Consider the following 24,020-nt stretch of genomic DNA (forward strand, 5'->3'; position numbering starts at 1 on the left):
TACGACGCCTACAGCCCGCAGTCGCAGCAGGAGCAGCACTCACAACAGGAGCAACACCCACTGTCGCCGCAGTTGTTGCAGCACCCCTCGCGCTTCTTGCGGGACCAGGGGCCCTCGTACGAATCGGCGCAGCACAGCTTGCAGGTGCAGCAGAGGCCGATGGCGACCGCGCACCCCGCCCAGAAGCCCCGCTTGCCCGGCTTCGGCGGCTGCTGCTCGGGCCCGTGGCCTCCCCCGAACCCACCGGGGCCGAACCCACCGGGACCACTGGGACCACCGGGACCGCCCGGACCACCTGGCGCCCCGCCTCCGTACGGGTTGCTGTTCCCGTACGGTCCACCCTGCTGTCCGTACGGCCCGCCCTGCCCCGGCGGCGGTGGCGGTGGCGGCCCGAAGGAGCCGCCCTGATGCGCCGTCACCTCGTGTGTGTGCCCGCACACGTCGGTCCCGAAGGCCCGGTCCACCGAGCGCCCCAGCTCATGCGCGAGCAGCACATGCGCCAGCTTGCCGTCGGTGAATTCGGCGTCCCGCAGCGCGAGCCGTATGCCGTGCAGGGCGTCGTCGGCGAGGCGCCTGGCCTCGGCGAGGCCGGTGCCCGTGGCCGTCAGGGGATTCCAGGCACCCGACGCGGCGTCAGCTTCCTTGTCCTCCACGGCATCCAGGAGATGCGCGAGCCTGCCGAAGAGCCGCCCGGCCTCGGCGAGCGGCTCGGCGTTGCCCGGCCTGCCCGCGATGACGGCGGTGTGCGCGAAGGCCGCCGCGGTCGCGGTCTCGGTCGGCTCGGTGATCGTGAGCAGGGAGGTGCCGGGGCCCGCCAAGCCCTCGATGCCGACCTGCCGTTCGACGGCGTCCAGCAGGACCGCCGTGTCGAAGCCCACGTCGGCGCCGGTGCGGGCGCCCGCCCGGTCCCAGCTCCGTGCGACCTTCCGGGCGGCCGCGGCCAGCGGCCTGCGCGCCAAGAGGCCGTCCCCGTCGACGACGTGGTCGCGCACCTTCGCCGAGGCGAGCACCAGCGAGACCGCGGCGGCGATCCGCGCGCCCTCACCCCGCGCGACGGACGCGGTGCGCATTCCGCGGAGGGGACAGGGCCCCGCGGTGCGCCTCCAGCTGGTCGCCCTGGCGGCCTGAGCCTCCGTCAGAACCGAGATGATCAGGCCGTCGTAGTTGGTCACGACACGGGCGAGCTGTCCGTGATCACCACGAAGGGCGAGACAGAGCCCGCACAGATGCGCCATCCATTGCGTCTTGAGGCCTTCTCCCAGACGATGGCTGCAGGGCCTGACGATTCCGAACATACGACTCCCCCGTGAGCCCGTTGACGATCAACTCGGGCATCGTATCGAGGGGTCCGTTCACCCGGACGCACCGGTCGTCACCCATACGCCGCGAACAATCATATTTCACTCACTGTCAGCAGCCGTACACAGCAGGACCCTTGAGGAATCACGCGTGTACGGCGTGTTGACTCTGCACCAGTACCGTCACGAAAACCCCGCGCGGCGACTATCCACTTGGCGCACTATCCGCATCATGGACGAACATGGGGATGCGGAACGCAGAAAGCCCGCTGTGAGAGGAGGCGTCCATGGGATCGGTGCGCAAGGCGAGTGCCTGGCTTGGCCTCGTCGACGACAACAACAACGACGAGCGTTACTACGACGGCTACGACGACGACGGGGCCGAGGGGCCCGGCGAAGCCTGGGTGACCGACCCGCGGGTGCGGGTGGTGGCCGAGGCCGCCGAGGAGGAAGGGCGCCGGATCGGCACCGTGACCCCGGACAGTTTCCGGGACGCGCGGGGTATCGGCGAGCTCTTCCGGGACGGTGTCCCGGTCATCATGAACCTCACGTCGATGGAGCCCGGCGACGCCAAGCGCGTCGTGGACTTCGCGGCGGGCCTCACCTTCGGCCTGCGCGGCTCCATCGAGCGCGTGGCGACGCGGGTCTTCCTGCTCACCCCCGCCGACACGCACATCGTCAACGGGGAGGCCACAAGCCGTCCGACGGACGGTTTCTTCAACCAGAGCTAGCGGGCGAGGCCGCTCACCGGAAGGCGTCAAGACCGGTGAGCGCCTTGCCCAACACGAGTTGATGCATCTCGACGGTGCCCTCATAGGTGAGCACCGATTCGAGATTTGTCGCATGCCGCATCACGGGGTACTCCAGCGAGATCCCGTTCGCGCCCAGGATCGTCCGGGACGTGCGGCAGATCTCGATCGCCTCTCGTACGTTGTTGAGCTTGCCGAAGCTGACCTGTTCGGGGCGGAGCCTGCCCGCGTCCAGGCGGCGGCCGAGGTGGTGCGCGAGCAGGATGCCCTTGTGCAGCTCGACCGCCATGTCGGCGAGCTTGGCCTGGGTGAGCTGGAAGCCGCCGATGGGCCTGCCGAACTGCTCGCGGGTCTTTGAGTACTCGACGGCGGCCTCGAAGGAGGAGCGGGCGGCGCCCATGGCTCCCCAGACGATGCCGTAGCGCGCGTGGGAGAGACAGCTCAGGGGGCCCTTGAGCCCAGTGACCTCGGGAAGCACCGCGTCGGCGGGCAGCCTTACCTCGTCCATCACCAGCTCACTGGTGACGCTCGCGCGCAGCGACCACTTGTGCTTGATCTCGGGCGCCGAGAAGCCGGGGGTCTCGGTGGGGACGACGAAGCCCCTGATCCCGTCGTCGGTGTGCGCCCAGACGACGGCGACCCCGGCGACCGAACCGTTGGTGATCCACATCTTGCGGCCGGTGAGCACCCAGTCGGTGCCGTCCTTCTTGGCGAAGGTGCGCATCGAGGCGGGGTCGGAGCCGTGGTCGGGCTCGGTCAGGCCGAAGCAGCCGATGATCTCGCCCGCGGCCATGCCGGGCAGCCAGCGCTGCTTCTGCTCCTCGGAGCCGAAGCGGTGGATGGCGTACATGGCGAGGGAGCCCTGCACGGAAACCAGCGAGCGGATTCCGGAGTCGGCGGCCTCCAGCTCAAGGCAGGCGAGCCCGTACTGGACGGAGCTGGCTCCCGCGCATCCGTAGCCCTCCAGGGACATGCCGAGCGCGCCGATCGAGCCGAGCTCACGGGCGAGATCGCGGATGCCGGGCAGCTCGCCCTTCTCGTACCAGTCGGCGATGTGCGGCAGGACGCGGTCGGCGGCCCAGGTGCGGACGGTCTCGCGGATCGCGAGGTCCTCCGGCTCCAGGAGGTCGTCGATGCCGAGGGGGTCGGTGGGGTCGAAGGGCGGCAGGGGCGTGCGGCTGCGTGCGGACATCTCGGGCCTCCGGCGGCGCAAAAACTAGCAGTGGTAGTTACTTACGACTCGCGCTGACGGTACCAAGGACCGAGGGCGGGCGGGTGGGGGAATGCCCGGCCGAAGGCCGGAGAGGCACGTCAGCGGAGGGACTCCGCCGGGACCTCCGCCTCACTCCGGGGCGCCGGGACCCCTTGGTCGAGCTGCGCCGCGGGCGTCCCGCACTCCATGGTCCGCGGCAGCTTCAGCGCCATCAGCGCGCCGAGCAACAGCAGCCCCGCGCTGACAAGCAGGGTCACATGCAGCCCGTGCACGAAGGACTCGCGCGCGGCGGTGCGCAGCGCCTCGCCCGCCCCGCCGCCGAGACTCGAAGCGACCTCGTACGCCTCGCCGAGCGAGTGGCTCGCGGCGGCTGTCTCCTCGGCCGGCACACCGCGCACGGACGAGAGGCCCGGCGCGTACGCGGCGTTCATGACGCTGCCGAGCAGCGCGATGCCGATGCCGGCGCCCAGTTGGTACGAGGTCTCGCCGATCGCGGCGGCGCCGCCCGCCTGCGCCTGGGGCGCCTCGCTGAGCATCGACTCGTACGAGCCGAAGAGCGTGGTCTGCAGGCCGAGGCCCAGCAGCACGAAGCTGAAGAGCAGGAGCGGGTCGTTGACCTCGTCGCCCAGGCCGGTGAGCACCAGCACGGCGACCGCGGTGAGGGTGAACCCGGAGGCGACCATCGTGCGCGGACCGAAGCGGTGCAGGAGCTTCGATCCGGCGAGGCCCGCGGCCATCGCGGCGACGGTGAGCGGCACGAGCCGCAGACCGGTCTCCAGCGGGGAGAGGCCGAGCACCAGCTGGAGATACTGCGCGGCGACCAGCTCCAGGCCCACCAGGGCGAGCATCGCAAGGACGATGCAGCCGAGGGATGTGCTGAACGCGGGCCGCGCGAACATCGACAGATCGATGAGCGGGTGCTTGCGCCGCCGCTGCCTGCGGACGAAGCCGACCAGGAGGGCGGCGCCCAGGAAGAACGCCAGGAGCGTCGTCATGCCGAACGGCGACTCGCCGCCGCCCGCCCGCTTCACCGCGAAGACGACCCCGAAGAGACCGCCCGCGGCCATCAGCGCGCCGACGACATCCCACGGCCCGTCGCGGTCGCCCGTCGACTCGGGCAGGAGCCAGCGTCCGATGGGCAGGCTGACCAGCATCAGCGGGATGTTTATCAGGAAGACCGAGCCCCACCAGAAGTGCTCGAGGAGGAACCCGCCGAGCAGCGGTCCGCCCGCCGCGCCGATCCCGGCCACCGCGCTCCACACGCCGATGGCGACGGCGCGCTCGCGCCGGTCGGGAAAGACCTGGCGGAGGATGGAGAGCGTCGCGGGCATGATCATCGCGCCGCCGACGCCGAGCAGGGCGCGGGCCGCGATCAGGATCTGTGCGTTGTCCGCCATGGCGGCGACGGCCGATGCCACGCCGAAGAGGGCGTAACCGAGGAGGAGCACCCGTCTGCGGCCCACGCGGTCGCCGAGCGTGCCGAAGAGGATGAGCAGCGAGGCGCAGACCAGTGGATAGACGTCCACGATCCACAGCAGCTCGATGCCACCAGGCTTCAGGTCCTCGGTGACTGCGGGCACCGCCACGTGCAGAACGGTGGCGTCGACGGCGACGAGCAACAGGCTTACGCAGAGGACCACGAGCACCAGCCAGCGGTTGGCGCCGCCCTGCGACCCGGGTACCCGACGGCCGGAAGGAGCGGTGGCCGTGGTTGAACCCGACATGTGCGATACCTCCCAGTGATCCCTCGCATCGGCGGCCCCGCGGGACGTGATCTCCCAGCTGGCGGCAACGAAAGGCGAGTGAGCCGCCAGAGTACGCGAGTTCACGGCTGTGTCGCGTGGCGGACCTCTCACGGTTGCACGGAGACGGTGTGGCATACGCCACGCTGCCCGCGCATGGACCACGCCCCCGGGAGCGTCGCCGGTTCCCGCCTGCGCCGATAATCGAGCCCGTGACCGACCTGGACCAATGCCTGCCCCCGCCGTCGTACGGCGCCCGTGCGAGCGCCGCGCTGCGCCGTGCGGCGCCCGCGCTGCTCGCCTACGCGGGGGTACGCGCCCTGGGGCTCGCGGTGCTCGCCGTGTGGAGCGCGGCGGCGGGCAAGAGCCCGCACACGCTCCTCACCGCCCGCTGGGACTCGCTCTGGTACACCCGCGTCGCCGAGCACGGCTACGGCTGGGAGGTGACGCTCCCGGACGGCAGCGTCCACTCGAACCTCGCGTTCTTCCCGCTGCTTCCCTGGCTTGAGCGGCTCGTCTCGGCGATCAGTCCCTTGTCGTACGCCGATGCCGGTCTGGTGGTGAGCTGGCTCGCCTCGCTCTGCGCCGCCGCGGGGATCTTCGCGATCGCCGACCATCTGTACGGGCGCCGGTCCGGCGTCTGCGCGGTCGTGCTCTGGGCGGTGCTCCCGGTCGGCATCGTGCAGTCGATGGCCTACAGCGAGTCGCTGTTCACCGCGCTCGCGGCCTGGTCCCTGTACGCGGTGCTCACCGGCCGCTGGGTGTGGGCGGGCGTGCTCGCCTCCTTCGCCGGCCTGACCCGGCCCGTGGGCGCCGCGGTCGTCGCGGCGCTCTGGGTGACGGCGGCCGTTCGGATCCGCCGGGAGGGGAAGGCCGGCCCGCGCATGATCCTGGGGGCGGCCTTGGCCCCGCTCGGCGCCGCGGGCTACGTCCTGTGGGTCGGCCACCGCACCGGCGACGGCATCCTCGGCTATCTCGACGTCCAGGCGGGCTGGGGCAACGGCTTCGACTTCGGTTACGCCTTCGCCCGCTTCGTCGGCGACAAGTTCACCGCCTTCCCCGCGGCCCTCGCGGGGGCCGGCCTGATCGTCGGGGTCGCCCTGGTGGTCTGGCTGTACGTCATCGGCGTACGGCAGAAGCAGCCGTTGCCGCTTCTCGTCCACTGCGGGATCGTCGTCGCACTCGCCCTGTGCGCCGCGGGCTATTTCGGCTCGAAGCCGCGCCTCCTGCTGCCCGCCTTCCCGCTGCTGCTTCCCATCGCGGTGGCACTCGCCCGGCTGCGTACGTCCAGGTCGGCGCTGGTGCTGGGGGGTGTGGCGGCGGCGAGCGCGGTGTACGGGGCGCTCTGGCTGAACGGCTCGGGTCCGCCATGATCATTTCCGGGCGCCTTCGGTGAGCGGACGGCAAATTCCGCACAAGACCCCGGTGAACGAATTCATAAGGACCATAAAACCGTCGCGCCAATGATCAACGAATTCGGTAAGGGGTTACTCTCGAAATAGGGAAACGGCAGGAATAAACTGCCGTCTGAGATCAATGCCACATCACATCGTCATCACAAAGCCACTGATTCGGCCTAGTCCCTCACTCACTCGCTGTAACGTCGATTGGGTGCGTACCGAACGAAACCTCACCCGTCTGGACCGGGTCTTCGCCCGTCTCGACCGGGAGCCGGAGCGACCGGCCGGCCTCGATCTGCCGAGGATGAGCAGACACAGGATCGTGCTCTTCAGCGCGACCCTGGCCTTCTACCTCGCCATCGTGGTCGCCGTGCTTGCCACGTCGTGGCTGGTGCGGTTCGACTGGCAGGTCATGTTCTTCCGGCCCTACCAGCAGTGGCCCGAGATCCACGCCTTCCTCGACTACTGGGTGGTCCTCGGCCAGCGCGGCCCGACCGCCGTGATGGTCGCGGCCTGGCTCGGCTGGCGCTCCTGGCGTCAGCACACGATCCGCCCGCTCCTGACGTTCGGCGCCGCCCTCCTTCTTCTCAACGTCACGGTCGGCGCCGCCAAGATCGGCATGGGCCGCCTCGGCCCGCACTACGCCACCACGATCGGCGCCAACGAGATGTGGCTCGGCGGCGATATATTCCCTTCGGGCCACACCGCCAACGCCGTCGTGACCTGGGGAATCCTGGCCTACATGGCCTCCACCCCGCGCACCCGGCGCTATCTCTCGGCGCTCTCCGCCGTGGTCTCCCTCAGCGTCGGCCTGACCACCGTCTACCTCGGCACCCACTGGCTGAGCGATGTCTTCCTCGGCTGGGCCGCGGGTCTGCTCGTCCTGCTCGCGCTGCCCTGGGTGGAGCCGCTCATCAACCGCGTCGAGGGCTGGATCTTCAGCCTGCGGGACCTGTGGCGCGCCCGCCGCGCCGGCCTCGCGACCCCGGTCGCCCCGGCCCCGGCGAGGCTGCCGCAGCCCACCCCCGCACCGGCCGACGAGCCCCCGCTGCGCGAGCCGGTCGGCGCCGCGCGCCCCGCCCGCGCCCCGGCCTACCTCGCGCCGGGCCCGCACACACCGCGCTCCGAGCGCAGCCCGGTCACCCCGGCGGGCAGCCGGCGCCCGCCGCACTCCGAGCGCCCCTCGCGCGCGGCCACGTCGCCCCGCCCGGTGGCGGGCGGCTAGCCCCGAAGGCCGCGGGGGTCGGTACGCACAACCCATCCCCCGCATCGCGAAGGCCCCGGTTCCGTCTCGGAACCGGGGCCTTTCGCCGTGCCGTTCTCGCCTCGCCGGGGGTCAACCCTTCCAGCAGCGGGTCACGAAGCCTTCCTTGACCTCGAAGTTGAGCCGCCCCGCGAGGTACTCCATGGTGATGATCGCGCCCGGCGGCAACGCCCTGACGGTGGACCAGCCGCGCTCGCGGGCCTGCTGCTCGGCGCCGTCGGCCGCGAGGCCCACGTAGGCGTCCAAGCTGTCCTGGGGTTCGGCGGGAGGGGTCGGAATAGGTGCCATGACCGCCACGTTAGGCGGCGCGGCCCGGCCGGGGAAGGCCGTAGCCGGACACCATGCGTCACCGGTCCCCCTCCGGTCACGCTTCTGTCACAGGATCACGACGTGCGTTTCGCCTTAACTCCGTCACACGTACGGGCGGTTCCGTAGTTGTTCCCGCGCCATTCCTGGATTTACCGAGAGCACCATGAGAGCTCACCGAGACGGGCCCGACACCACCGAAATAGCACGCCGGACAGGGGGGCCGAGTTGCCTTTACACACCCTCCGCATTTCCGAATCCAGGGCGCTCGGCGAGATGTGACGACGCATAGGGAATTCAGGATTCCAGCACAACGGGCCCGTACGCCCCCTGTCGGATCCGGGTGTGACACGAGCATCATGGCGGGTGCTTCGAGCAGGACCGGTGGCGCGACGGCGAAGGGGCGTGTGATGGGGACTGAGACCGCGGCAGCGACGGCACCGCAGGCCTTGCGGAAGAGTCCGGGCCGGGTCCTCGTGGACTGGCTGACCACCACCGACCACAAGAAGATCGGTCACCTGTACCTGATCACGTCGTTCGCGTTCTTCCTGATCGCCGGCCTGATGGCGCTGATGATGCGGGCCGAACTGGCCCGTCCCGGGCTGCAGCTCATGACCAACGAGGAGTTCAACCAGGCGTTCACCATGCACGGCACGATCATGCTGCTGCTGTTCGCGACGCCGACCTTCGCGGGTTTCGCCAACGAGATCATGCCGCTGCAGATCGGCGCGCCCGACGTGGCCTTCCCGCGCCTCAACATGCTCTCGTACTGGCTGTTCCTCTTCGGCGGCCTGATGGTGCTCGGCTCGCTCCTGGTGCCCAGCGGCCCCGCCGACTTCGGCTGGTTCGCCTACGCGCCGCTCAACAGCATGGAGCGGTCACCGGGCATCGGCGCCGACCTGTGGATCATGGGGCTCGCGCTCTCCGGGTTCGGCACGATCCTCGGCTCGGTCAACTTCCTGACGACCATCATCGGGATGCGGGCGCCGGGGATGACGATGTTCCGTATGCCCGTCTTCACCTGGAACGTGCTGTTCACCTCGATCCTGGTGCTGCTCGCGTTCCCCGTGCTCGCCGCCGCGCTCCTCGTCCTGGAGGCGGACCGGCGCTTCGGTTCCGTGATCTTCGCGCCGGAGAACGGGGGCGCGCTCCTGTGGCAGCACCTCTTCTGGTTCTTCGGGCACCCCGAGGTCTACATCATCGCGCTGCCGTTCTTCGGGATCATCTCCGAGATCATCCCGGTGTTCAGCAGGAAGCCGATCTTCGGCTATCTGCCCCTGATCGGCGCGACGATGGCCATCACCGGGCTCTCCGTCGTCGTATGGGCCCACCACATGTTCGCGACGGGCGCGGTGCTTCTGCCCTTCTTCTCCTTCATGTCCTTCCTCATCGCGGTGCCCACGGGCGTGAAGTTCTTCAACTGGACGGGGACGATGCTCAAGGGGTCGCTGTCGTTCGAGACTCCGATGCTGTGGTCCATCGGCTTCCTGGTGAGCTTCCTCTTCGGCGGGCTCACCGGCGTCATCCTGGCCTCGCCGCCCCTCGACTTCCACGTCACCGACTCGTACTTCGTCGTGGCCCACTTCCACTACGTCGTGTTCGGCACCGTCGTCTTCGCCACCTTCGGCGGCTTCTACTTCTGGTGGCCCAAGCTCACCGGCAAGATGCTCGACGAGCGGCTCGGCAAGATCCACTTCTGGACGCTGTTCGTCGGCTTCCACGTGACGTTCCTGGTCCAGCACTGGCTGGGCGCGGAGGGCATGCCACGGCGGTACGCGGACTATCTCGCGGCGGACGGCTTCACGGCCCTCAACACCATCTCGTCCATCGGCGCGTTCCTGCTCGGCATGTCGACGCTGCCATTCCTCTACAACCTCTGGAAGACCGCCAGGTACGGCGAGAAGGTCGACGTCGACGACCCCTGGGGCTTCGGCCGCTCCCTGGAGTGGGCCACCGCCTGCCCGGCGCCGCGCCACAACTTCGTCACGCTGCCCCGGATCCGCTCCGAGTCCCCGGCGTTCGACCTGCACCATCCGGAGTTCGCCGCGTTCCATCCGCCCCGGGCGCAGTACCCGGACCCGCAGACCGAACACCCCGGCCCGGGGCCCGGCTCAGGAGGTACCTCGCCGAGCTGATCCGCTCGGTGAGGCCCCGCGGCTGATCGTGCGTCAGTCCTCGACCGTGTCCGCCTCGCGGATCCGGACCGAGAGGTCGTTGTCGTTCGTGTAGTACGGCCCGGCTTCGAGCGGGCCGTGCGCCGCGGTGTCGAGCCGGACCGCCGGGTAGGTGAAGATCTGCTTCTTGTCCGGGATGTCGTCGAGGAGCCGCGCGAGCCGGATGCGCGGCCCGCTCTCCCCTGCCGGGCGCAGCCAGAGGTCCCAAGGGCCGGGGCCGCTGTCCGCGAGCACGTCACAGCGCAGACCGAAGCTGAACTCCACGCCGTCGGCGGTCAGTTCGTAGCGTTCGATACGGTCGGGCTCGGCGCGGCGGGACGCCTCGGCGTATGCGGCGCCGGTCAGCGCGGTGCCGTAGACACGGCCCTGTGCGGTCACCTCGGGGCCCTCGATCCGCAGCTCGCCGATCTCCGCGTGCGGGGCGCGCAGCCAACTGCGTACGGAGAGGTTGCCCTGCTTGGTGGCGTACGGAATGCGGACGGCGATGTGGCCGCGGGCGCCGCTGGGGGCGCGGTCGACCAGCGAGCGCAGGTCGTTGACGCCGGGCGCGAGGCGGCGCGGGGTGCCGCCGCCGACCTCCGCGTAGGCGTTCCAGCGTCCCTCGGCCAGTTCGACGCTGCTGGGCAGCGCGGCCCGCAGCCTGCCGTCGGCCGCCGGGGACAGCGGCAGGCGTACGTCCTCGTCGGTGGACGCGGCGTCGCGGCGGCGCAGCAGCAGATAGGTCTCGCCCTTGCCACCAGGGTCGGTGACGTCGAAGGTGAGGCCGCCGGCGGAGTCGGCTATGCAGTCGGCGCGTGGTGCCGCCGCGACGTCCTGACCGGCACCGGTGTCGCAGGGCGATGAGGCGTCCGAGGTGGCCAAGGCCGTCATGCGGTGGATCCCTTCGTCTGTATGCCGCTGGTCGGTACCCCGTGTCCGATGTCCCGCACCGCGTACGCGCCGTTCAGGAGCGCCCCGCGGGTGCGGTGCAGTGAGCTGCGCATCCGGCCGCCGAAGGAGCTTCCCCGGGTGAGCATGCCGGTGAACATCGCGTCGTAGCGTTCGGCGATGCGGACCGGGTCGAAGCGCTCCGAGTCCTCAAGGGCGGCACCCGCCATCCGATGGCGCAGCGTGTCGTTGTTGATCAGTTCGAGCAGTCCGCCCGCTATCGCGTCCGGGTTGCCGACCTCGACGAGGCGCCCGTCGACGCCGTTGTCGATGATCTCGCCCGGCCCGTGCGGGCAGTCGGTGGCGACGACGGGCAGGCCGCAGCGCATCGCCTCGACGATGGTCATGCCGAAGGACTCCAGGCTGGAGGTGACGGCCGCGATGGAGCCCTTGGCCCACTCGGGCTCGATGGGGTGGGCGGGCCCCATGAGGAAGACGTGGTTGTAGAGGCCGAGTTCGTCGATCAGGGCGCGCAGCTTGTCCTTCTGCTTACCGCCGCCGTATATCCGAAGGCGCCAGTCGGGGCGCTCGGCGCGCACCTGGTCGAAGGCCCGTATCAGCAGGTCGTACCGCTTGACGGGGGCGAGCCGCCCGGCCGCGACGACCCACTTCTGGTTGCCGTCGGCGGGCTCGATACCGGGCGCGGGCACCGGGTTGGGCACGGCCTGGACGTGCACGCCGGGCAGGCGCATCTTGCGGCGGTAGGCGCGGGCGTCGGCCTCGGTCGTCGTGGTCAGGACGTCGAGGCGGGGGTAGACGCTGCGCAGCTGACGGCGCAGTTCCTTGGAGTGGCTGTCCAGCGTGAGGTGCTCCTGGCCGACCCGCAGCGGGCCGCGCGCGGTCTCCCGGGCGAGGTGCACGTTCAGGCCCGGACGCGTGCCGACCACGACGTCGGCGCCGACCGATGAGAGATGCTCGGCGATGCGCCGGTCGGTGAGGGCGCTGTACTGGTCGTACCGGCCTTCCGCGCTGGGGAACGTCCGGGCGGGCCGCAGAGCTTCGGCGGTCTCCCCTTCGTACCCGGGGCTTTCCTTGCGCATGTCGACCAGGTGACTGAGCCTGACCCGGGGGTCGGGCGAGAACACAGGGTCGTCGCGGTGCCGGAACACGGAGACGATCTCGACGTCGTGCTGCTCGGCGAGCGTGTTCGCCAAGTTGTACGTCGTTCGGATCGTCCCGCCGATCCCGTACGCATTATGAATCAGGAAAGAGATGTGCATGCGTCCCCGTATCCCACGCTTCCCCGCGGACAGTCCTTCTTCGTCCGCCTACCGCAGGGTTAGACGGGGATTACGGACAGAGGGTTGGGTTTCATCATCGTCTTGTTCTTGAACAGTTGTGTCATCGGTATGCGCTTTCGGGAACTTTCCTGGTAGTTACATGCATCATGGCTGGTAGGAGAGCTGCGGCACCTCGAAACAGTTGTCTCCCATGTCGCCCTGTGTGACCCATCCCTCACCATCCTTCCAGCGGGCCACCGACACACAGGTCCTACGGCTCCCGGGCGGCTCGGCCCGCTCCTCGTACGTCACCGGCAGCAGCAGTCCACGCGCCGTGTAGGGCTCGCCGCGGTTCATGAAGCGGTCGACACACGCGCGCGTGACGTCACCCCGGCACGACGTCGCCGCGTCCGTGAACCACATGGCGGCGGCCCACCCCTCCAACTGCCACTGGGAGAGCTCCTTGTGGCCCTTCATGGCGTCGCGGAACTCGCGTACGGCGGGCTGGTCCGTGTCCTCGTAGTTGCGGCTCGCGCCGGTGGCCCACAGGGCGTTGCGGCAGCGCGGCGCCTTCTTGTAGTCGTCGGCCACGGAGGAGGTCCAGTTCTGGACGTTCGTGACCTTGGCGGTGACCCGTGCGCCCACCTCGTCCATCGCCTCGCACAGCTGGGCGTTGCCGTGGGTGTCCATCGCGTCGAAGACGAGGTCGGCGCCCTGCTCCTTCAGGTCGGCCGCGGCCGCGCGGAAGTTGGGCAGCGCGAAGTCGACCTGCTCACTGACCACCTTGTAGCCCTCGGCCTTCAGGCCCCGGGTGACGAGACGGGCGTACGCGGCGGACGAGGCCTGGTTGTAGGAGACGACGGCGGCGGTGCGTGCCCCCTGCTCCCGTTTGAAGTAGCGGTAGACCTCGGTCCCGCCGACCAGTTCGCCGCCCCAGCCGGGCTTCCCGTCCCGCGGGGCGAGGCTGCCGTAGATCCCGTACAGATGCGGATAGGTGTCGTACGCGGACCCGATCGGCTGGCCCCCGACGTCGGGCACGCGTGCGCGAGAGACCCGGGAGGCGCCCGCGTAGTCGAGGGAGCTGGTGGCGACGAGCGCGACGACGCGCTCCTCGTCGACCAGCTTGTGCACGCACGCGTTGTTGCCGACGCCGCTGCCACCGTCGTCACACGTACGCACCTCGACCTTGCGTCCGTCGATCCCGCCGCGCGCGTTCAGCCGCTCGAAGTACGCCTTGGCCCCGTCCCGGGGCCCGGTGAACGCGGAGCCGCCGACCGGGCTCGTCGCGCTGGTGATGATGCCGACCCGGACCGGCGCCCCCGACGGGGCGGGCGCCGTGCTCCTGGACTCGAAGTCGCTCTCGGGCAACCGGCTGCCGCACCCCGCCACCGCCACGAGCAGCGCGGCTACGGCAAAGACCTCAACAGCCCGGACCGGGCGACTCATTGCCGCTCAGCTTCACCAGTGCGCAGAGAGTCCTGACGGACACCTTCCAGGTGTCGTCCTGGTTGACGGAGGTGCCCGAGGCGTCGGGCAGCGCGGTGGCACCCTTCAATGTCAGGGCGTACGTCACGTCCGCCTCGGTCGCCGAGCTGAACTCGACCTTGTTGACGTCGGCGCTGACCTGTTTGCCGCGCTCGTCGCCGCTGAAGCTCTTCAGGACGGCGCGCATCTTCGGCCCGTTCTCGAGGACGGCCTCCTTGTCCTTCACGGGAACAGCCGGGTCGAAGAACTTCTCGAAGTTCTCCTTGACCTCTTTCTCGGCCGCCGCCGGATCCGCGGGCGCGTCCTGTGCGGGCGCCTCCGAAGAGGCGTCCTGGCTGGAGGCGTCCTGGCTCGACTTCTCGACGGACGGCTCGGGCGGATCGCTGTCGCCGCCCCCGCCGCTGTCGTCACCGCATGCCACGGCGGCCGGCGCGAGCAGCAGGACCGCGGCTGCCGCGAGTGCCGCGCTCCGTACCCTTCCCCGCCTGCGATCGCTCCCCCGCTTGGGGCTGGTCCAGAAAACCATCTGGCTCACCACCGGGTGTCGGTCCGGGCCCGCCTGGGCCCGGAGCTTTCAGGGTCAGCTTGCAGAAGGCATAGTGCAAGCCATCGGCTGACATGGACAGTCCACCGGCGCTACGAACGTGTCCCAGGGGGCGCAGATGCGGGCGGCTCAACCGGATCAGACAGACCGTTCGGCCCGGCTGCGTGCCGTGCGCCCCGTCCTCTGGGGGGCCTTGGCCGCGCTCGCCGCCGGCGCCGTGCTCTGCGTGGTCGGCTGGTACGGCGTGTCGGGCGAACGCTTCGCCGAGCGGCAGCTCCCGTATCTGGCGTCGTGCACGGTGCCCGGCGCGGCGCTGATCGTCGCCGGGGCGGTGCTCTACGCGCCCGGCAGAAGCACGTTGGCCACGGCCCGCGTAGAGGAGCTGTACGAGCTCCTGGTGACGGCGGGCACGCCTCCCGCCACGCCGGAGCGGCCGGCCCCGGTGGCGACGAGCGGCGACCTGCTGATGATGCCCGGCGGCACCCTCTGGCACCGGGCGGACTGCCCCCTGGTGGCGGGAAAACCGGAGGCGGTCCCCGCCGACACCCACATCCTCGCGACCGGCGACCTGAGCCCCTGCCCCATCTGCGAACCGCAGCCGACCCCCCTCACCCCGTCACCGGAGCGATGAGCCGGTGGCCTCCCTGAGCTACGACCTGACGCTGGCCGGGCTCGCGGTCGGCAGCGCCGCGGCACTCACCGGCATCGGCCTGATCGTCACGTACCGCGCGACCGGCGTCCTCAACTTCGCGCATGGCGCGATCGCGATGGTCTGCGCGTACGTCCTGCGCCAGCTGACGGTGGAGTGGAACTGGCCGCTGCCCCTGGCCACGGCGGCCACCCTCCTCCTGATCGCCCCGGCCATCGGCCTGCTCCTGGAGAAGGCGGTCTTCCGCCCCTTGGCGGTCCTGGGCAGCGACCCGGCGCAGACCCTGGTGGCGTCCATCGGCGTGTTCATCCTCCTGGTCGGCGGCGCCGCGCTGATCTGGGGCCAGGGAGCGAAGGCCGACGCCCCCACCCTCGTATCGGCGGACCCCTGGGCGCAGTTGGCGGTGACGACCGCCCTCGCTCTCGCGGTCTGGGCCGTCACCCGCTGGACCCGCTTCGGCAGCGAACTGCGGGCCGTGGTCGACAACCGCCCCCTCGCGGTCCTCAGCGGTATCGACGCGGACCGGGTGGCCTCGGTGGGCTGGGCGTTCGGCGCCTTCACGGCGGGGCTCACCGGCGTACTGCTCGCCCCCTTCGTACGTCTTGACCCGTACGGCATGCCGCTGCTCGTGATGGAGGTGGTGGCGGTAGCCGTGGCGGCCCGTATGCGCAGCCTGTTCGTCGCGGTGACGGTGGCCCTCGGAATCGGCGTGGCCCAGAGCCAGTTGACCCGTCTGCATCCCGCCGGCTGGGCGGAGCCCCTTCTCCAGGCCCTGGGAGCGAACCTCTTCGTGGTGGCTCTCCTCGTGGCGGCCCTCGTGCTGCCGGGCGTCGGCTCGCAGAGCACGCTCCCCCGCATGGCGACAGCACGCTTCCCGTCACCGCCGGGCGCGTGGATAGTGGCGGCGGTCCTCTTCCTCATCCCCTTGGGCTTCGCGGGGTCCGACCTCACCACGTCCGTCCAGGTCCCGGCCCTCGCGGTGATCCTCCTCTCCCTGGTGATCGTCACCGGCAGGGGCGGCCAGATCTCCCTGGGCCAGGCGGCGTACGCGGGTCTTGGCGCGCTCTTCACCGCGCTCCTGACGGCGGGGCGCTTCCCTGGCCTGCCCGAACTCCCCCATCTCCCGGCCCTGGCGGTGGCCGTCCTCCTGGTGGCCCCCCTCGGTCTCCTCACCGGCTGGCCCGCGATCAGCCGACGTGGCCTGGCGCTCGCGCTGGCGACGTTCGCCGTCGGCGTCGGCGTCAGCCGGTTCGTCTTCGCCCAGCCGTACGCCACGTCGGGCCTCGCCCTGGGCCGCCCGGCGGGCTTCGACAGCGACCGCGCGTACTACGTCCTCGAACTGGTCCTGCTGGCCGCGGCGTTGCTCTTCGCGTTCAGCATGCGCCGGGGCCGTGTGGGGCGCGCCCTTGCCGCGATGCGGGATCACGAGGCGGGGGCGGTGGCCGCGGGTGTGTCCGTACGCTCCCTGAAGCTCACGGCGTTCGTGGCCGGCGCGGGTCTTGCCGCCCTGGGGGGCGGGATGCTGGGCATGGGCCTACGGGCCTTCGACCCCGCCGCGTACGACCCCGTGCGGGGGCTCCTCTGGTTCGCGGCGGTGGTGGTCCTCGGCGCGGACAGCCTGCTCGGCGCGTTGGTTGCGGCTTCGCTTCTGGTGGGCCTGGACGCGGGGGCGCGGGGCGGGGTGGCGGCGGCCTTGATCGGCGTCCTCGCGGTCCTGCAAGGCCGGCCGGCTGCCGCCGGGGGCCTACGCCGTCCTTCCCTGACGCCGCTGGGCCTCCGAACCCGCAGCGTCCTGACCCCCGGCACCCTCACCACAGCGAACACGCTCCCCCACCCACCCACCCGATCACCCCGCATCCACCCCTGGCCGAACAACCTCTCCCACCCACCCACCCGATTGCCCCGTGGCGGGTGGGCGGGGCCCGTTTGGTTGCCCCGCAGCGGGCGGGTGGGCCCTACCTGGCTGTCTCGTTGGCGGGCGGGGGCCGGTCGTTTGTCCCACAGCCAAGGGGGAGGGCTTACCTGGCTGCTGCGCTGGCGGGCGGGGACCGACCGTACGTCCCACAGCCAAGGGGCAGGGCTCGCCGGGCCGCTTCGTCGGGGGGCGGGGACCGATCGCTCGCCCCACAGCCGAGGGGCAGGGCTCACCCGGCTGCTGCGTCGACGAACGCGGACCGAACACTCGCCCCACAACCGGCGGACAAGGCTCACCCGGCTACTGCGTCGACGAACGCGGACCGAACGCCCGCCCCACAACCGACGAGCCAGGCTCACCCGGCTGCTGCGTCGGCGGGCAGGGACCGATCGCTTACCCCGCGGCGAAATGGGGGACGGCGTGCAGACGCCGTCACTGCCCGAGGGGACGTGCCGGTATGTCTGCCCGGAGCACGGTTCGCGGCACTCCGGTGCCGAAGTAACCCGGCGGCCACCGGACGATAGCGAGGACGGACATACCGGCGCGGCCCCGCCCTCAACAGAACCCCGGCGCAACACCACGCACCCGCACCTGCCCCCGAACCCCAGCGAGACCGAACCCCAGCACAGCACCACGCACCCGCACCCGTACCCGTACCCAGCAGCAACAGAAGTCCCGCCCCCAGACGCACCCCGCCACCAGCCCCCGCACCCCCTCACGGCCCACCACATCACCGCCACCTACGACGGCTTCACCGCCCTGGACGACGTGAACCTCTCCGTACCCCAGGGCACCATCACCGCCGTAGTAGGCCCCAACGGCGCAGGCAAGAGCACCCTCTTCCACTGCCTGGCCGGCACCCTCCGGCCAGACAAGGGCCGCATCACCTACGACGGCCAGGACATCACCCGCACCCCCGCCCACACCCGGACCCGCCTCGGCGTGGCCCGCACCTTCCAGCAACTCGCGGTGTTCCCGTCACTGTCCATCACGGAGAACGTCCAAGTGGGCGCGGAACAAGCACGCGTGAAGCACCCCCAGGACACCACCACCCCCGCCCTCCGCCTCCTCGACCTGCACCACACCGCAACCCGCCACCACCCCGCCACGGACCTCCCCACCGGCACCCTCAGACGCGTGGAACTGGCCCGCGCCCTCGCAGGCCATCCCCACACCCTCCTCCTGGACGAACCGGCAGCAGGCCTGGACACCGCCGAAGTAGCCGCCCTGGCCCGCGTCCTGCGCGCCCTGGCCGCCGACGGCATGGCTCTCCTCGTGGTCGAGCACGACATCGACCTCATCGCGGACCTGGCCGACACCGTGCACGTCATGGCAGCGGGCCGCATCGTCACATCGGGCCCACCGACCGAAGTCCTCCACAGGGCGGCCCCGTGAGAACCGGCATCGAACTCCACCGGGCCCGGGTCCACTACGGCCCCCTCGAAGCCCTGCACGGCGTGACCCTCGCCGCCCCCTCCCCGGGCCTCACCGTCCTCCTCGGCCGCAACGGCTCGGGCCGCACCACCGCACTGCGCGCCCTGGCCGGCACGGCCCCCCTCACCACCGGCACCGTCACCTGGGACGGCACGGACGTCACCCGGCTCACCGCTCACGAACGCGCACGGCGGGGCCTGTGCTTCGTACCGGACGGCCAGGCGGTGTTCGGCCACCTCACCGTCGCCGAGAACCTCCGCCTCTGCGCCCCCGCGCCCCACCCCGACACCACCCCGGCCCTGGACGCGTACCCCGAGCTGCGTCCCCTGCTCCCCCGCCCCGCAGGCACCCTCTCCGGCGGCGAACAACGCATGCTCGCCCTCTCCCGCGCCCTCCTGACGGCCGGCACCTGCCCCCACACCCAGGTGATCCTGATCGACGAACCCACCCAGGGCATGTCCCCCGCGGTCGCGACCCGGACGTACGACCTCCTCATCGCCCTGAGCACACGAAGCCGACCCACCTGCGTCCTGACCGCGGAACAACGGCTGCCGCCCGGCCTGCGCGAACACGCGGGCCGGACGGCAGTAGTGGTGCACGAACTGCGCCGTGGCGCGGTCGTGTTCAGCGGCGAGGCGAGCGAACTCAGCCGACCGGAGCCGCAGGCTTAGCCGACTCCCCAGACTCGACCGGCCCAGCGGAGCCGTCGGGCTCCGCGGTCCCACCCGACTCAGCAGGCCCAGCCGGCTCCTCCGACACCCCAGGCTCACCCGGCTTCTCAGACACACCGGGACCGGCGGAAGCGCTCGGCTTGGCAGAAGCGCTCGGCTCCGCAGGCTCACCAGCCTCCGGCGTCTGTGACGACTCCTGCGACTTCGACGACTCCGGCGACGGCGACGGCTTCGGCTGCTTCGACAACTCCGGCTGCTTCGGCTGCTTCTTCGCCTCCGTCGCCCCCGACCCCTTCGCCCCCTTCTTCGGAATGACCAGCTCCGTCCCGATGGCCAGCCTGTCGGGTTTGGCCCCGACCTCCTTGCGGTTGGCTTGATACAGGGCTTTCCAGCCGCCCTTGACGTCGTAGCGGCGGGCAATGGAGCTCAGCGTCTCCCCCGCCTTGACGACATGCACGATCCCCCAGCCCTCGCGGATCTCCTTGGGGATCTTCTTGGAGCACACGGGCCAGGCATTCCAGCCCTGGACCCGCAGCACCTTCTCGGCGACCTTGATCTGCTCCGCCTTGGTGGCGAGATCAGCACGCGGCGCGTACTTGCGCCCGCCGAACTCCTCCCAGGTGGACTGCTTGAACTGCAGGCCTCCGTAGAAGCCGTTGCCCGTGTTCGCGTTCCACCGGCTCGTGCTCTCGCACTTGGCGAGGCAGCTCCACGCCCCCTCGGTCCTGGAGCAGTCGTACGCGCCGGCGACGGATCCGGGCAGGGGCCGCGGTGGGGCCGGAGCGGCGTTCGCGGATACCGGCAGCAGCAGCGAGGAGACAGCGGCGACGACCAGACCAGCGGGCCACAGCGACCGAAGACTCTTGATCGGCATCGGATACATCCGGCCACGCTAGGCAGCCCGGTCGCGGCACGGAGCCGTGCCGCGCCGCCACGGACGCGGCCCCACCCGGTCGGACGACCGAGCGGGACCGCGCCCCTGATGCCGCGGCGCTCAGAGATCGAGTCGCTGTCCGGGCAGGATCACGTTCGCATCCCCGCCGATGACCGCCTTGTTGGCGGAGTACACCTTCTGCCAGCTGACGCCGTGCGCGGCCGCGATCCGGCTGAGGGTGTCCCCCTGCCGAACGGTGTAGTCACCGCGCCCCGCGCTCCGGTCGGCATGACCCGGCGTCTGCTTCCGCGGCTCGGCGGCGGGCTGCTGCCCGGCCGCCTCGGGAGTCTTGGCCGCCTTGGGTGCCTCGGCAGCCTTGGGGGCCGCCGGAGCCGCTGCCTCCCCCGGCGCGCTACCGGAGGCCCCCGCCCGCGCCGAGCAGGAGGGCCAAGCGCCCCACCCCTGGGCGCGCTGGACCTTGGTGGCGACAGCGATCTGCTGCGCCTTGGACGCCTTGTCGGCGGTCGCCGCGTAGGCGCCTCCGCCGTACGCGCTCCAGGTGGACGCGGAGAACTGGAGTCCTCCGTAGTAGCCGTTCCCGGTGTTGATGCTCCAGTTTCCGCCGCTCTCGCACTGAGCGATGCGATCCCACACTCCGCTGTCCGCCGCTCCGGCCTGGCCGGTGGCGGTGAGCAGCCCCAGCGGGGCGAGCAACGCCGCTCCGCCGATCACTGCCGTCCTGCGAACGCGCTTGGGATGTGCGGACATGTATATCCCTCTCGAAGGACCCGGGCTCCCCCAGGTGACCCGGACCTCCTCGCGCATCTGACGCCGGAGGCCCGCTCACCCCGTCCGCCGGAGTTCGGCACGTGCGTGCCGTGGTGCTTGAGCTGGCTGCCTGGTGCGGCCGGCGGACGTACCCGAGCGGTGCTCGCTGCACACGGCGGTGGAATCTAGGCGCCTGCTCGCCCCGATAACAACCAACTCCTTGTCATTCCAGGCCAGTTGGGCGTTACCTGGAGTAGCGGCGAATTCAGGCCAGCCACTTAATCCACTGATTTCATGATTTGTCGACCTGTCGTCCCAGCGATCTGTGACCCACCTCACCGGTCCAACTTCCCTGTACGCAGAAGACATTGGCCCGGAGTGACGGGTTCCGCCGGGCAACTCACCCTCTGCTGTGGATGGTTCGATTCCGTTCGCCTTCGCGCGTGACTTGCGCCACTGATCGCCCGTTGTCTCCTTATGAGCCGGGCACCCCCGGTCCGCACGCAACGATTCCGAGGAGCCCCCCGTGCCGCGCATGCTCGACGTCGGCGACGACGTACGCGCCGAGATCGGCGACGAAGAAGCCGACCGGCTGCTCGCCGGAGACAACGCCCCGGGCAGTTACGACTGCACGTCCTGCCGAACCCCGGGCGACACGGAGCAGGAACGCACCAGCACGGTCCTGTTCATCGGCGACGAGACCGCCGTACTCGCCTTCGCCCACGCCACCTGCCTGCCCTCCCAGATCGTCCAGGTCTCCGAGGAGCAGCTCCAGGGTGCCGTGCGCTCCATCACCGGGGAGGAGGGCACCGGCCTCGCCGGTGTCACGGGACCCGGCCCCGGCGAAGGAGTGCCCGACCAGGCGGTCCTCGGCGTGACCAGTGGTCTCGTACTCATCGAGGGCGAGCTGCGGCCCGCCCTCGTCGTCGAGCCGACCGGCGCCGTCGCGCGCCCGGGTTCCGCTCCCGGCGGCGGCGACGACTTCCTGCAGCTCCTGGTCGAGCAGGGCTTCACGCCCGCGGCCTCGCTCGACGCCGTACCCCCCGTGCTGCACGGCTGGTCGGTGCTGCTCGCCGCGGGCCAGCTGCACGCCGTGCTCCAGCCCGGCGCGGGCGGCGGCGCCCCCGTCGCCTGGTGGCAGGCGCACCACCCGCTCCAGGTCACCGAGGCCTGGCGGTCCGCGGCGAACAAGCTCCAGATGGTGCTCCTGTTCGCGGGCCCGGTCGGCTCCATCGGCCGCCAGCCCCGCGAGGACCTGCTGCGCGACGCCCTGGACAAGGCGGCGACGCACGGCCGGCTCGTCGCGGCATCGATGCCGCTCGCGGGCACCTGAGCCCGTGCGGGCCGCGCCGCCGCCCCACTCCGAGGCACGACTGCGCCGGTCACGCTCCCGGCGCCCCGTGAAAGCGGCGCGGCCCCCGCATCCGTAGGAGCACGGGGTCGTTGGCACATACGTGCACACATACGACCCCTCCCGCCCCCGGCCGGCGTACCAGACCCCCATCCCTTCCATGCGTTCGCCGCAGGACACGGGGGGCGACCACTCGGCCACACCGATCTACGACGCGCTCTACTCGGAGTACCGCAGGTCGTTCAAGGCTCTTCCGGGAGACCGGACCGGCGAGGAGGATCTGGGGTTCACGTCGTTCGGCAGCTCGTCCTACGGCATGCACCGTGTCGGTGACCGGCACGACCCCCGGCACAACACCTTCAGCCAGCTGCACGTCACCCGCTACGGCCACGAGCAGCACGGCACGGTGCACCAGCAGTTCCCCGCGGCGCTTCCGCCGGGGCCGCGCAGGGGGATCTGAGGCAGCGCCGCGCCACCGGCGCCCCACGCCAATGGGCCGGGCCCCGCCTTCTCTTCGAAGGCGGGGCCCGGCCCATTGGCATCCGTGCCTACTTCTTGCGGCCGCGCTTCTCGCGCACGCGCACCGAGATGTGGATCGGTGTGCCCTCGAAGCCGAACTCCTCACGGAGCCTGCGCTCCACGAAGCGGCGGTAGCCGTGCTCGATGAAGCCGGAGGAGAAGAGCACGAACCTCGGCGGCTTGGTGCCCGCCTGCGTGCCGAAGAGGATGCGGGGCTGCTTGCCGCCGCGGATCGGGTGCGGGTGAGAGGCCACGAGCTCACCGAGGAAGGCGTTCAGGCGGCCCGTCGGGACGCGCGTCTCCCAGCCCGCGAGCGCTGTCTCGATCGCCGGGACGAGTTTCTCCATGTGGCGGCCGGTCTCGGCGGAGACGTTGACGCGGGGGGCCCACGCGACCTGGAGGAGCTCGGTCTCGATCTCCCGCTCCAGGTAGTAGCGGCGCTCCTCGTCGAGGGCGTCCCACTTGTTGTACGCGACGACGATGGCGCGGCCCGCTTCGACGGCCATCGTGACGATGCGCTGGTCCTGGACACTGATCGACTCGCTGGCGTCGATCAGGATGACCGCGACCTCCGCCTTCTCGACGGCGGCGGCCGTGCGCAGCGACGCGTAGTAGTCGGCGCCCTGCTGGAGGTGGACGCGCTTGCGGATGCCCGCGGTGTCCACGAACTTCCAGACGACGCCGCCGAGTTCGATGAGCTCGTCGACCGGGTCACGGGTGGTGCCCGCGATCTCGTTGACGACGACGCGGTTCTCGTTCGCCACCTTGTTGAGCAGCGAGGACTTGCCGACGTTCGGACGGCCGATGAGCGCGATGCGCCGCGGGCCGCCGATGGCGGTGCCGAAGGACTGCTCGGGCGCTTCGGGCAGCGCTTCGAGCACGGCGTCCAGCATGTCACCGGTGCCGCGGCCGTGCAGTGCGGAGACGGGGTACGGCTCGCCGAGGCCGAGCGCCCACAGGGCGGTGGCGTCGGCCTCGCCGGAGGGGCCGTCGACCTTGTTGGCGCACAGGACGACGGGCTTGCCGGACTTGCGGAGCAGCCGTACGACGGCTTCGTCCGTGTCGGTGGCGCCGGTCGTGGCGTCCACCACGAAGACGACCGCGTCGGCGGCCTCGATCGCGTACTCGGCCTGGGCGGCCACGGACGCGTCGATGCCGAGGACGTCCTGCTCCCAGCCGCCGGTGTCGACGAGCTTGAAGCGGCGGCCCGCCCACTCGGCCTCGTACGTCACGCGGTCGCGGGTCACGCCGGGGCGGTCCTCGACGACGGCCTCGCGGCGGCCGATGATGCGGTTGACGAGGGTCGACTTGCCGACATTCGGGCGGCCGATCACCGCGAGGGCGGGCAGCGGGCCGTGACCCGCGTCGCCGATCGCGCCCTCGACGTCCTCGGGATCGAAGCCTTCCTCCGCGGCGAGCTCCATGAACTCCGCGTACTCGGCGTCGCCAAGCGCCCCGTGCTCGTGTTCAGCCGAGCCTTCGGGCTGGATCTGGTCGTTCATGAAGTCCGTACCTCT

At 70.9% G+C, this 24,020-nt stretch carries 20 protein-coding genes; 9 read left to right on the forward strand and 11 right to left on the reverse strand.

From position 1 onward, the window contains the following. Nucleotides 1–8: 8 nt before the first annotated feature. The gene (locus tag ABXJ52_RS07745) at nucleotides 9–1,295 is read right to left on the reverse strand and encodes a DUF5685 family protein (RefSeq protein ID WP_367040389.1); all 1,287 of its coding nucleotides are present in this window, start codon (nucleotides 1,293–1,295) and stop codon (nucleotides 9–11) included. Nucleotides 1,296–1,585: 290 nt separating this feature from the next. Between ABXJ52_RS07745 and ABXJ52_RS07750 the strand changes: the two genes are divergently transcribed. Beyond that, on the forward strand, nucleotides 1,586–2,029 hold the full coding sequence (locus ABXJ52_RS07750; protein ID WP_367040391.1) for a cell division protein SepF: 444 nt from the start codon (nucleotides 1,586–1,588) through the stop codon (nucleotides 2,027–2,029). A 13-nt stretch (nucleotides 2,030–2,042) separates the two neighbouring features. Here ABXJ52_RS07750 and ABXJ52_RS07755 read toward each other — a convergent pair whose 3' ends face one another. Further along, nucleotides 2,043–3,239 carry an acyl-CoA dehydrogenase family protein gene (locus tag ABXJ52_RS07755; RefSeq protein WP_367040393.1) on the reverse strand — a complete coding sequence of 399 codons (1,197 nt, stop codon included), beginning with the start codon at nucleotides 3,237–3,239 and terminating at the stop codon, nucleotides 2,043–2,045. A gap of 119 nt (nucleotides 3,240–3,358) precedes the next feature. After that, on the reverse strand, nucleotides 3,359–4,984 hold the full coding sequence (locus ABXJ52_RS07760; protein ID WP_367040395.1) for an MFS transporter: 1,626 nt from the start codon (nucleotides 4,982–4,984) through the stop codon (nucleotides 3,359–3,361). A 239-nt stretch (nucleotides 4,985–5,223) separates the two neighbouring features. Between ABXJ52_RS07760 and ABXJ52_RS07765 the strand changes: the two genes are divergently transcribed. Together ABXJ52_RS07765 and ABXJ52_RS07770 are read left to right on the forward strand one after the other, a co-directional pair. Continuing rightward, nucleotides 5,224–6,375 carry a glycosyltransferase family 39 protein gene (locus ABXJ52_RS07765; protein WP_367048883.1) on the forward strand — a complete coding sequence of 384 codons (1,152 nt, stop codon included), beginning with the start codon at nucleotides 5,224–5,226 and terminating at the stop codon, nucleotides 6,373–6,375. A gap of 238 nt (nucleotides 6,376–6,613) precedes the next feature. After that, nucleotides 6,614–7,627, forward strand: coding sequence for a phosphatase PAP2 family protein (locus ABXJ52_RS07770; protein WP_367040397.1), 1,014 nt, complete (start codon nucleotides 6,614–6,616; stop codon nucleotides 7,625–7,627). Nucleotides 7,628–7,738: 111 nt separating this feature from the next. Here the strand turns inward: ABXJ52_RS07770 and ABXJ52_RS07775 are convergent, their stop codons facing one another. Then, entirely contained in the window at nucleotides 7,739–7,954 is a 216-nt protein-coding gene (locus tag ABXJ52_RS07775; protein WP_367040399.1) for an I78 family peptidase inhibitor, read from the reverse strand. 428 nt (nucleotides 7,955–8,382) lie between these two features. On the opposite strand from ABXJ52_RS07775, the gene ctaD reads away from it, so the two are divergent. Next, nucleotides 8,383–10,107 carry a cytochrome c oxidase subunit I gene (gene ctaD / locus ABXJ52_RS07780; protein ID WP_367040401.1) on the forward strand — a complete coding sequence of 575 codons (1,725 nt, stop codon included), beginning with the start codon at nucleotides 8,383–8,385 and terminating at the stop codon, nucleotides 10,105–10,107. A gap of 33 nt (nucleotides 10,108–10,140) precedes the next feature. Here the strand turns inward: ctaD and ABXJ52_RS07785 are convergent, their stop codons facing one another. The 4 genes from ABXJ52_RS07785 to ABXJ52_RS07800 all read right to left on the reverse strand — a co-directional run bounded on the left by ABXJ52_RS07785 (nucleotide 10,141) and on the right by ABXJ52_RS07800 (nucleotide 14,304). Next, complete coding sequence (locus tag ABXJ52_RS07785; RefSeq protein WP_367040402.1) at nucleotides 10,141–11,016, reverse strand: hypothetical protein; 876 nt, start codon at nucleotides 11,014–11,016, stop codon at nucleotides 10,141–10,143. After that, nucleotides 11,013–12,293, reverse strand: a complete 1,281-nt coding sequence (locus tag ABXJ52_RS07790; RefSeq protein ID WP_367040403.1) for a glycosyltransferase family 4 protein — start codon at nucleotides 12,291–12,293, stop codon at nucleotides 11,013–11,015. Before ABXJ52_RS07790 ends, ABXJ52_RS07785 begins: the two co-directional genes overlap by 4 nt. Nucleotides 12,294–12,458: 165 nt before the next feature. After that, nucleotides 12,459–13,739, reverse strand: a complete 1,281-nt coding sequence (locus ABXJ52_RS07795; RefSeq protein WP_367040404.1) for an ABC transporter substrate-binding protein — start codon at nucleotides 13,737–13,739, stop codon at nucleotides 12,459–12,461. Then, nucleotides 13,714–14,304, reverse strand: a complete 591-nt coding sequence (locus ABXJ52_RS07800; RefSeq protein ID WP_367040406.1) for a hypothetical protein — start codon at nucleotides 14,302–14,304, stop codon at nucleotides 13,714–13,716. The genes ABXJ52_RS07795 and ABXJ52_RS07800 overlap by 26 nt, the downstream gene beginning before the upstream one ends. Before the next feature lie 136 nt (nucleotides 14,305–14,440). Here ABXJ52_RS07800 and ABXJ52_RS07805 point away from each other — a divergent pair, with 136 nt between their 5' ends. Genes ABXJ52_RS07805 through ABXJ52_RS07815 form a run of 3 tightly spaced genes read left to right on the forward strand, consistent with a single transcriptional unit; the run spans nucleotide 14,441 to nucleotide 18,991 of the window. Next, the gene (locus ABXJ52_RS07805) at nucleotides 14,441–14,953 is read left to right on the forward strand and encodes a hypothetical protein (protein ID WP_367040407.1); all 513 of its coding nucleotides are present in this window, start codon (nucleotides 14,441–14,443) and stop codon (nucleotides 14,951–14,953) included. Nucleotides 14,954–14,957: 4 nt separating this feature from the next. Further along, a complete protein-coding gene (locus ABXJ52_RS07810) occupies nucleotides 14,958–18,281 on the forward strand; it encodes an ATP-binding cassette domain-containing protein (protein WP_367040408.1) in 3,324 nt (1,107 codons plus the stop codon). Then, nucleotides 18,278–18,991, forward strand: coding sequence for an ATP-binding cassette domain-containing protein (locus ABXJ52_RS07815; protein WP_367040409.1), 714 nt, complete (start codon nucleotides 18,278–18,280; stop codon nucleotides 18,989–18,991). Before ABXJ52_RS07810 ends, ABXJ52_RS07815 begins: the two co-directional genes overlap by 4 nt. Here ABXJ52_RS07815 and ABXJ52_RS07820 read toward each other — a convergent pair. Together ABXJ52_RS07820 and ABXJ52_RS07825 are read right to left on the reverse strand one after the other, a co-directional pair. Then, nucleotides 18,966–19,874 carry a transglycosylase family protein gene (locus ABXJ52_RS07820; protein ID WP_367040410.1) on the reverse strand — a complete coding sequence of 303 codons (909 nt, stop codon included), beginning with the start codon at nucleotides 19,872–19,874 and terminating at the stop codon, nucleotides 18,966–18,968. The genes ABXJ52_RS07815 and ABXJ52_RS07820 overlap by 26 nt on opposite strands. A gap of 111 nt (nucleotides 19,875–19,985) precedes the next feature. Beyond that, nucleotides 19,986–20,633: a transglycosylase family protein gene (locus tag ABXJ52_RS07825; RefSeq protein ID WP_367040411.1), complete on the reverse strand. Its 648-nt coding sequence runs from the start codon at nucleotides 20,631–20,633 to the stop codon at nucleotides 19,986–19,988. A gap of 526 nt (nucleotides 20,634–21,159) precedes the next feature. On the opposite strand from ABXJ52_RS07825, the gene ABXJ52_RS07830 reads away from it, so the two are divergent. Both ABXJ52_RS07830 and ABXJ52_RS07835 read left to right on the forward strand, forming a co-directional pair. After that, the gene (locus tag ABXJ52_RS07830) at nucleotides 21,160–21,966 is read left to right on the forward strand and encodes a hypothetical protein (protein ID WP_367040412.1); all 807 of its coding nucleotides are present in this window, start codon (nucleotides 21,160–21,162) and stop codon (nucleotides 21,964–21,966) included. A gap of 178 nt (nucleotides 21,967–22,144) precedes the next feature. Next, a complete protein-coding gene (locus ABXJ52_RS07835) occupies nucleotides 22,145–22,444 on the forward strand; it encodes a hypothetical protein (protein WP_367040413.1) in 300 nt (99 codons plus the stop codon). An 88-nt stretch (nucleotides 22,445–22,532) separates the two neighbouring features. On the opposite strand, the gene der is transcribed toward ABXJ52_RS07835, so the two are convergent. Continuing rightward, nucleotides 22,533–24,005 carry a ribosome biogenesis GTPase Der gene (der, locus tag ABXJ52_RS07840; protein ID WP_367040415.1) on the reverse strand — a complete coding sequence of 491 codons (1,473 nt, stop codon included), beginning with the start codon at nucleotides 24,003–24,005 and terminating at the stop codon, nucleotides 22,533–22,535. Nucleotides 24,006–24,020 lie beyond the last annotated feature (15 nt).

This window comes from Streptomyces sp. Je 1-332 (genome assembly GCF_040730185.1).
GTDB lineage: Bacteria > Actinomycetota > Actinomycetes > Streptomycetales > Streptomycetaceae > Streptomyces.

Excerpts from the sequence above, each read along its gene's own strand:
- ABXJ52_RS07745 (WP_367040389.1), bottom strand. The coding sequence starts at position 1,295 with ATGTTCGGAATCGTCAGGCCCTGCAGCCATCGTCTGGGAGAAGGCCTC.
- ABXJ52_RS07750 (WP_367040391.1), top strand. The coding sequence starts at position 1,586 with ATGGGATCGGTGCGCAAGGCGAGTGCCTGGCTTGGCCTCGTCGACGAC.
- ABXJ52_RS07755 (WP_367040393.1), bottom strand. The coding sequence starts at position 3,239 with ATGTCCGCACGCAGCCGCACGCCCCTGCCGCCCTTCGACCCCACCGAC.
- ABXJ52_RS07760 (WP_367040395.1), bottom strand. The coding sequence starts at position 4,984 with ATGTCGGGTTCAACCACGGCCACCGCTCCTTCCGGCCGTCGGGTACCC.
- ABXJ52_RS07775 (WP_367040399.1), bottom strand. The coding sequence starts at position 7,954 with ATGGCACCTATTCCGACCCCTCCCGCCGAACCCCAGGACAGCTTGGAC.
- ctaD (WP_367040401.1), top strand. The coding sequence starts at position 8,383 with ATGGGGACTGAGACCGCGGCAGCGACGGCACCGCAGGCCTTGCGGAAG.
- ABXJ52_RS07785 (WP_367040402.1), bottom strand. The coding sequence starts at position 11,016 with ATGACGGCCTTGGCCACCTCGGACGCCTCATCGCCCTGCGACACCGGT.
- ABXJ52_RS07790 (WP_367040403.1), bottom strand. The coding sequence starts at position 12,293 with ATGCACATCTCTTTCCTGATTCATAATGCGTACGGGATCGGCGGGACG.
- ABXJ52_RS07795 (WP_367040404.1), bottom strand. The coding sequence starts at position 13,739 with ATGAGTCGCCCGGTCCGGGCTGTTGAGGTCTTTGCCGTAGCCGCGCTG.
- ABXJ52_RS07800 (WP_367040406.1), bottom strand. The coding sequence starts at position 14,304 with ATGGTTTTCTGGACCAGCCCCAAGCGGGGGAGCGATCGCAGGCGGGGA.
- ABXJ52_RS07805 (WP_367040407.1), top strand. The coding sequence starts at position 14,441 with ATGCGGGCGGCTCAACCGGATCAGACAGACCGTTCGGCCCGGCTGCGT.
- ABXJ52_RS07820 (WP_367040410.1), bottom strand. The coding sequence starts at position 19,874 with ATGTATCCGATGCCGATCAAGAGTCTTCGGTCGCTGTGGCCCGCTGGT.
- ABXJ52_RS07825 (WP_367040411.1), bottom strand. The coding sequence starts at position 20,633 with ATGTCCGCACATCCCAAGCGCGTTCGCAGGACGGCAGTGATCGGCGGA.
- ABXJ52_RS07835 (WP_367040413.1), top strand. The coding sequence starts at position 22,145 with ATGCGTTCGCCGCAGGACACGGGGGGCGACCACTCGGCCACACCGATC.
- der (WP_367040415.1), bottom strand. The coding sequence starts at position 24,005 with ATGAACGACCAGATCCAGCCCGAAGGCTCGGCTGAACACGAGCACGGG.